Annotated in this window: 8 protein-coding genes; all 8 read left to right on the top strand. The window is 67.9% G+C overall.

All coding sequences use genetic code 11. The features are described 5' to 3' along the window. The coding region (locus AB0H83_RS51225) for an integrase core domain-containing protein (protein WP_360111148.1) at positions 1-601 on the top strand (601 nt) is incomplete at its 5' end. Positions 602-637: 36 nt separating this feature from the next. Next, positions 638-964 (top strand): hypothetical protein, encoded by a 327-nt coding sequence (locus tag AB0H83_RS51220; protein ID WP_360111145.1) that lies wholly within the window; start codon positions 638-640, stop codon positions 962-964. A 282-nt stretch (positions 965-1,246) separates the two neighbouring features. Further along, positions 1,247-1,747: a hypothetical protein gene (locus AB0H83_RS51215; RefSeq protein ID WP_360111142.1), complete on the top strand. Its 501-nt coding sequence runs from the start codon at positions 1,247-1,249 to the stop codon at positions 1,745-1,747. Positions 1,748-1,749: 2 nt separating this feature from the next. Further along, positions 1,750-2,838 (top strand): HlyD family efflux transporter periplasmic adaptor subunit, encoded by a 1,089-nt coding sequence (locus AB0H83_RS51210; protein WP_360111139.1) that lies wholly within the window; start codon positions 1,750-1,752, stop codon positions 2,836-2,838. Continuing rightward, positions 2,831-3,514, top strand: coding sequence for an ABC transporter ATP-binding protein (locus AB0H83_RS51205; protein ID WP_360111153.1), 684 nt, complete (start codon positions 2,831-2,833; stop codon positions 3,512-3,514). Before AB0H83_RS51210 ends, AB0H83_RS51205 begins: the two co-directional genes overlap by 8 nt. 26 nt (positions 3,515-3,540) lie before the next feature. After that, positions 3,541-4,749, top strand: a complete 1,209-nt coding sequence (locus tag AB0H83_RS51200) for an ABC transporter permease (protein WP_360111151.1) — start codon at positions 3,541-3,543, stop codon at positions 4,747-4,749. Positions 4,750-5,036: 287 nt separating this feature from the next. Continuing rightward, complete coding sequence (locus AB0H83_RS51195; RefSeq protein WP_360111136.1) at positions 5,037-6,515, top strand: histidine kinase; 1,479 nt, start codon at positions 5,037-5,039, stop codon at positions 6,513-6,515. 14 nt (positions 6,516-6,529) lie between these two features. Beyond that, positions 6,530-7,180, top strand: a complete 651-nt coding sequence (locus AB0H83_RS51190; RefSeq protein WP_360111133.1) for a response regulator transcription factor — start codon at positions 6,530-6,532, stop codon at positions 7,178-7,180. Positions 7,181-7,343 lie beyond the last annotated feature (163 nt).

The following is a 7,343-nucleotide window of genomic DNA, read 5'->3' as shown; positions in this document are numbered from 1 at the left end:
CAGCACCTGGGCCGACTTCCTACGCTCCCAGGCCGACGCCCTGCTGGCGTGCGACTTCCTGGAGACAGTCACCCTCACCGGAGCACGGATGTACGCGTTCGCGGCGATCGAGCACGCCAGCCGCCGAATCCACATCCTGGGCGCCACCGGGCACCCAAGCACCGCTTGGGTGGCACAGGCCGCGAAGAACCTCGTCATGGACCTCGAAGACAACGGTTCCCGAGCCCGGTACATGATCCGCGATCGGGACGCCAAGTTCGCCGAACTGTTCGACGCTGTCCTCGCCGACGCGGGGATCAACGTCGTCCTCAGCGGCATCCAGCTGCCGAGAATGAACTCGATCATGGAACGGTGGGTCCAGACCTGCCGCCGCGAACTACTGGACCGGACCCTGATCTGGAACCAGCGCCACCTGCTCCACGCCCTGCGCGAGTACGAACAGTTCTACAACCGGCACCGCCCACACCAGGGCATCGCGAACGCACGCCCGCTCCGCTCGCTGCCCGCGCCGATCACCGATCCAGAACAGATCACCCGCCTCGACGTACGAAGACACGATCGCCTCGGCGGCATCCTCCACGAGTACCAACATGCCGCCTGACCTCTGCGGATGAGGTTTTCGGCAAGGGCACCGTCGATGAACCACATCTCGCAGCGCGAAGCATGGAAGCTGATCAACGCCTGCGCCGACGTCAACGCCGGCCGGCTGACCGGCCGGAACCTGCGCCACCAGTACCTGTCGCCGGTCCTGCCCGGCACCCTGACCCCAGACGCCGCCCTGCAACTGCACGCCAGCGTCTACCGGTCCCGCACCACCCCGGCCGGCCCGGACACCATCTGGTACGTGGTGTCCAGCGACGGCACCCCGGTCGCGTGGCTCACCCTCATCCTCCGTGAGTTCGCGAATTCTGAAGCCAACTCGGCGCGGAACCGAAGGCGGAAGGGGTATCTGGGGCCAGCGTAGCCGCTTCGGTTGGGAATCCGTGTGTCGTGTGAGGACGCGGAAGGCCAACAAGCGGCGCTCCGCTCACCGGCCCGGTCCTCCAGTCAGTGGGCAGTTCCGGGTGGTTGAGGACTGCCCGTAGCGTTGGGGCGCCGTCGAGGTCCGCGCCGCGGTCGCCGAGACCTTCGCCGGTATCCACGACTGCCGCCACGGTGTGCGAACTGTTGCATCGCTCGAAAGGGGAGTGGCTGGCGCCACATTTGGGGGGTGTGTCTTCCCACCTGGAACGACATCGTTGCCGGCATGAAACTTCGTAACGCGCTCCTCGTGGCGGTCGCAGCCTTGATGATGCTGACGGCCTGCGGTGGATCCGGCGAGCCCGCTAAGAGCGGCACCCAGGCCGCAGCCCCGGCCGACCAGGAGGCCGCCACCATGCGGGAGTTCAGCAAGTGCATCCGTGAGCATGGCGCACCTGACTTCCCCGACCCGATCCAGGGCCCAGATGGCGGCTGGGGCATCCCCGGCGATGCTCCGGAACCCCCGCAGTCCGCCCAGGAAGCCTGCAAGACGATCTCCAACAAGCTTCCCGAGCAGGCCGCGCCGGAAGCCGCCGCTGGCGATGTGGCCAAGTGGCGCAAGTTCGCCTCCTGCATGCGGGAGAAGGGCTTGTCCAAATGGCCGGACCCGCTGCCCGACGGCACCTTCAACCTGCCTGAGGAGCTGCGCAGCAAGCAGGCGTTCAGCGGACCGATGAAGGAATGCCAGCAGTTCGCCGGCCCTGGCGGCCTCCGGGTGTCCGGGTAACCATGAGGCGCATCCAGAAGGTGGTCATCACAGGCGTCGCACTGTCCGCAATCGCGGCAGCCGGCGTGGTGGTGGCAACCAACGACTCCTCGACCGGGGACGACACCCCGACCCGGGTGACGACCGGGACGGCCACCGTCACCCGCACCGATGTGGCCGAGCGTGAGCCGGTCACCGGCCTCCTCGGCCACCGTGGGGACTTCACGGTCATCGCCACCGGTCAGGGCACGATCACCCGGCTTCCCTCGGTCGGCCAGTTCGTCAAGCGCGGCCAAGCCGCCTACGAGGTCGACGGCAAGGCCGTTGCCCTGCTGGTCGGCGACCGGCCGGCCTGGCGGGACTTCAAACTCGGTATGTCCGACGGCTCCGACGTCCTGCAGTTGGAGACCAACCTCAAGGAGCTGGGACACGGTCGCAACCTCACGGTCGACGACCACTTCTCCTACGCGACCTACTACGCGATCCGCGACTGGCAGGAGGCCAGGCATCGTTCCGAGACCGGCGCGATCCCGCTCGGACAGATCGTGTTCGTCTCGGAAGAGATGCGGGTCTCCGCGCAGGATCTCAAGCTGGGCCAGACACTCCAGCCAGGCCAGCCGGTCCTGCACGGCACCGGCAACGAGCGGGCCGTAACGGTGAACCTGACCCCGGCGAACGCCCCGAAGGTCAAGGTCGGGGACACGGCGATCGTCACCCTTCCCGACGGCTCCCGCCGTGAGGGACACATCAGCGAGATCGGCGCCGTCGCCACCCAGGCCACGGGCCCGCAGAACGGCCAGGCCTCGGGACAGCAGGCCCCGACCGCTCCGGTCACCGTCCTGGTGAAAGGCACGATCGAGGGGTTCCTGGACCAGGCCCAGGTCCAGGTGCTGATCACCACCAATGAGCGGAAGAACGTGCTGGCGGTGCCGACGATCGCGCTCCGCGCGCTGCCCGAGGGCAAGTACGAGGTGATCGTGGTCAACGGGACCTCACGCCAGCACATCGCGGTCAAGCCCGGGCTGTTCGACGAGACCACCAGCATGGCCGAGATCTCAGGCAGCGGCCTGAGCGAGGGACAGCAGGTGGAGGTTCCCAGTGGCAGTGCTTGAGCTGCGGGACGTCCACAAGACCTATCCGGGCGAACCGCCGGTCGAGTCAGTGCGCGGGGTCGACCTGGTCGTGGAGAAAGGCGACATGCTCGCGCTCCGGGGCTCATCCGGATCGGGGAAGTCCACACTGCTGCACATCATGGCCGCGCTGGACCGGCCCACGAGCGGGTCGGTCCAGATCGACGGTCAGTACGTGGAGAAGTTGTCGGACCGGGAACTCGCCGGGCTGCGCGCCTTCCACGTAGGCGTGGTCTTTCAGCAGTTCTTCCTCCTGGAGGCGCTCACCGCGCTGGACAACGTCGCCTCAGGTCTGCTGTACCGGGGAGTCCCGACGAAACAGCGCCGCGAAGCGGCGGCCGAAGCGCTCCACCGGGTCGGTCTCTCCCATCGACTGAACCACAAAGTCACAAAGATGTCCGGCGGCGAACGCCAGCGGACCGCGGTCGCCCGGGCGCTGGTGGGGCGCCCGGCGATCGTGTTCGCCGACGAGCCCACCGGCAACCTCGACTCCGCCCGCGGCGAGGAGATCCTCAACCTGTTCCGCGAACTCAACGAGGACGGCACCACCCTGGTGATCGTCACTCATGAGGAGCGGGTCGCCCTGGCCTGCAAGCAGCGGATCGAGGTCAGCGACGGCCTCGTGGTCTCCCGGAGTGAACAGGCGGCCTCACCGTGACCAAGCGAAGCGAGGGCATCACCAGCATGACCCCGGCACCACCCGAGCGGCGGGACCGCAGCGTGCTGCGCCTGGCGGACCTGGTCCCGGTCGGCACGCTGGGCCTGCGGTCCCGCCGGATGAGGGCCGTACTTTCCGCACTCGGCATCGCGATCGGTATCGCCTCGATCGTCGCGGTCCTCGGCATCACCCGCTCCAGCCAGTCCAATCTGCTCTCCCAGATCAACCAGCTCGGCACCAACCTACTAACCGTCTCCAGCGGCCAGAACCCCTCAGGCGGCGAGAGCGAACTCCCCACGACCGCCAGCGACATGCTGCGGACCGTCCCCAACGTGCTGAGCGTGGCGCCAACGTCGCAGCTCGCGGACACCTTCGTCTACCGCAACGACAAAGTCCCCGCACCGCAGACCAGCGGTCTCGCGGTCCGCGCCGCCGACGAGTCGCTGCTCAGCACCCTCGACGGCGGCGTCGCCGTCGGCCGTTTCCTAGACCCCACGGCGTACCCGGTCGTGGTCCTCGGACACGACGCGGCGAACACGCTCGGCATCAACCAGGTCGGACCCGATAGCCGGGTCTGGCTGGGCGGTCACTGGTTCACCGTGGCGGGCATCCTGAAGCCGTTCTCGTTCGCCCCTGAAGTGGACAGGTCGGCTCTCGTGTCGTTCCCGACCGCCACGAAGCTCCTGCGGTACTCCGGGCATCCCAGCCGGATCTACGTGCGGGCCGACGAGAACCACGTAGCCCAGGTGTCGGCACTGCTCGCACCGACCGCCAACCCGGAATCCCCCAGCCGGGTCAAGGTCAGCCGCCCGTCGGACGCGCTCACCGCACAACTCGCGGTGAAGGAGTCAGGCAGCTCGCTCTTCCTGGGATTGGGCGCGATCGCGCTGCTGGTCGGAGCGATCGGCATCGCGAACGTGATGGTCATCTCCGTGCTGGAACGGCGGACGGAGATCGGGCTGCGCCGTGCGCTCGGCGCCACCCGCCTGCACATCTGCATGCAGTTCCTCACCGAGTCCCTCGTCATGTCCAGCCTCGGCGGCGCGTCGGGCTTGGTCATCGGTTCTATCGTCACCGCGGCGATGGCCTACCAGCGAGGATGGTCGGTCCTCATTCCCGCCGAGAGCCTGTGGGGAGGACTCGGCGTGGCGGTCGTCGCGGGTGTGCTCGCCGGTCTGTATCCGGCGGTGCGCGCCTCGCGGCTTCCTCCCACCGACGCCCTCCGTACTGCTTGACCCCGGCGAGCGCGCCGCAGGAACGGAACAGCCCCGTCCAATCCATGGGCGGGGCCGTCGGTATCTGAATTGTTTTCCCTGCCATTCACACAATTCGACCGCAGGGAACTTCAAACCATGCCATCGCATTGGCCAGGTGGGAAACGAGAGTGAGATGCCAAAAAAGTCCCCGCACTACCTCGTCCGCGACAACATGCGGCTTCCTTACAACCTCGATGGATAGGCTCGGTGGAGACCCACCAAGGCGGAGGCGAGCGGTGTTCTCAAAATTCGGGATACGGTTCCAGATGACCGCCTCGTATGTCATCGTCTCGGCCCTCGCGGTCCTGATCGTCGAGGCGGTACTTCTCATCTTCGTCGCACCGCGGATGCGGGCGGCGATGCACGTCATCGAGTACGCCCAGAACGCCTCGGCACAGACGAAGGTGGTAAAGGTCGCCGCCGAGGACGCCGCCATGCTCAGCGAGGTCGCGCGCCGTATCTCCGCCGAGGGCGGGCCCCCGTCCGGCCTGCTCGCGGAGGTGGCTGCGCAAGGGGCCAAGAGCACCCGGTTCGGGCAGGTGTCCCCACCTCCCGACGCGGTGGAAGCGATCACCAGCCTGGACAGCGTCGTCGTCTTCAGCTCCAACCAGAGCAGGCTTCCGGTGGGCTCGCGGCTGACGCCAGAGGCCGCGGCACCGTCCCCCCGCTCCGGCACCCTCGAGCGGGACGGCCGCCCGTTCAGCTGGGCGACCGGCCCGGTCACCGTGACCGGCGCGAGCGCGAAGAACTCCGGCACGCCCGGGCCCCAGGAAGTGATCGGGACGGTCTACGTCGAGGTCGGCCACGGCAGCATCGAGGTAGACCTCGCGCCCGGGATCCCGCCGCTGCCGACCGGCGCGTTCAGCCAGAGCCAGGGCCTCCTGCTACCCGGACTCATCATCCTCGTCCTGCTGATCCCCCTCGGTGTCCTGTTCGGACTGCTCACCACCCGGCGGCTGATCGGGCGGGTCCGGCGGCTGGTCGAACGGACCTCCGCGGTGGCCGACGGCGATCTGCGCTCGCGGATCGAGGTATCGGGCGACGACGAGGTCGGGCGGCTGGAGGACGGGGTCAACCGGATGGCCGAACGCCTGGAGGCCGCGGTCGAGGCCGAACGCGTTGCCGCGGGCATCGCCGCCCGACGGATCGAACGCAACCGCATCGCCCGCGAGCTGCATGACTCGATCTCACAGGATCTCTTCTCGATCAATCTACTCGCCGGCGGCCTGCGCCGGGCACTGCCCGAAGGAAGCACGCTGCACCACCAGGCGGAGTCCATGGAAAAAACCGTCGACCGGACCATGCACGAGATGCGCGCGATGCTGCTGGAACTGCGGCCCGTCGCCCTGGAGGACGCCGGGCTGGTGCCGGCGCTGGAGGAGATGTGCGGTGCCTACGAGACCCGACTCGACATCCGGATCTCCCGCTCGATCGCGGCCGTCACGCTGAGCCCGGAAGCCGAGCACGCCGTCCTGCGGGTCGTCCAGGAGGCCCTCAGCAACGCGACACGGCACGGCGGGGCACGAAGGATCGAACTGAGCCTGGCCGAACTGGAGGGCGTCGTCATGGCCGCGGTCGAGGACGACGGAACCGGCTTCGACCCTGCTCACGCCGGGGCGAAGCACGGCATGGGGCTGATCCTCATGCGGGAACGGGTCACCGAGCTCGGTGGCACGCTAGAGATCAGGAGCGCACCCGGCGAGGGTACCTCCGTACGCCTGAGGATTCCGGGACGGACATCGTGATCCGAGTATTGATCGTGGACGACCACGAGGTCGTCCGGCAGGGTCTGCGCTTCGTACTAGAACAGGAAGGCGATATTCGTGTCGTCGGTGAGTGCACCGACGGTGGCACCGCGGTCCCGGCCATCCGAGCCCTCGATCCCGACGTCGTCCTCCTCGACATGAGGATGCCCGGCCTCGACGGCCTGGGGGTACTCCGCGCCCTGAAAACGGGAGGCAACCGCCCCGCCATCATCATCCTCACATCCTTCCCCGCCGACGACCGGGCTCTTGAGGCCGTCCGTGCGGGTGCGCTCTCCTACCTACCCAAGACCGCCGCGACCGAACGGGTGGTCGAAGCCGTCCGCGCCGCCGCCGTCGGAGACAGCTTCCTGGACCCCAGCGTTACGGCCGTACTCGTCAACCGCGTTCGCAATGAGCCTGACACCGGCCCGCTCCGCGTCCTGTCCCCCCGAGAGCGCGAGGTCCTGTCCCAGCTGGCCCGGGGCCGCTCCAACAAGGAGATAGCCCGGGCGTTCACACTCAGCGAGGAAACCGTCAAGTCCCACGTCTCCAACATCCTCACCAAACTCGGCCTCCAGGACCGCACGCAGGCCGCCATCTTCGGCCTCCAACAGGGCCTCGTCTCCCTCAACGACGCTCTCACGACCGAATCCCAGGAGAAATGACCGAGCCTTCGCGGGCGCAGCTGCGAAACGACCCCGACGCCGCCCAACTCGACGAACTCCGTGCAGCCCTGCGCCTGCCGAGAATGCCATCCATGCAGGTGGTGGGCTCTGCCCGCTTCCTCTTGGCCAACACGTTGCCCGGCCGTCAAGATCGGAGCGGAAC

It is taken from the genome of Dactylosporangium sp. NPDC050688, assembly GCF_040654515.1.
GTDB lineage: Bacteria > Actinomycetota > Actinomycetes > Mycobacteriales > Micromonosporaceae > Dactylosporangium.
This window is presented reverse-complemented; position numbering and strand designations above follow the sequence as displayed.

Bases quoted from the DNA above. Each gene is read 5' to 3' on its own strand.
- AB0H83_RS51200 (WP_360111151.1), top strand. From the start codon at position 3,541: ATGACCCCGGCACCACCCGAGCGGCGGGACCGCAGCGTGCTGCGCCTG.
- AB0H83_RS51210 (WP_360111139.1), top strand. From the start codon at position 1,750: ATGAGGCGCATCCAGAAGGTGGTCATCACAGGCGTCGCACTGTCCGCA.
- AB0H83_RS51215 (WP_360111142.1), top strand. From the start codon at position 1,247: ATGAAACTTCGTAACGCGCTCCTCGTGGCGGTCGCAGCCTTGATGATG.
- AB0H83_RS51195 (WP_360111136.1), top strand. From the start codon at position 5,037: ATGACCGCCTCGTATGTCATCGTCTCGGCCCTCGCGGTCCTGATCGTC.
- AB0H83_RS51220 (WP_360111145.1), top strand. From the start codon at position 638: ATGAACCACATCTCGCAGCGCGAAGCATGGAAGCTGATCAACGCCTGC.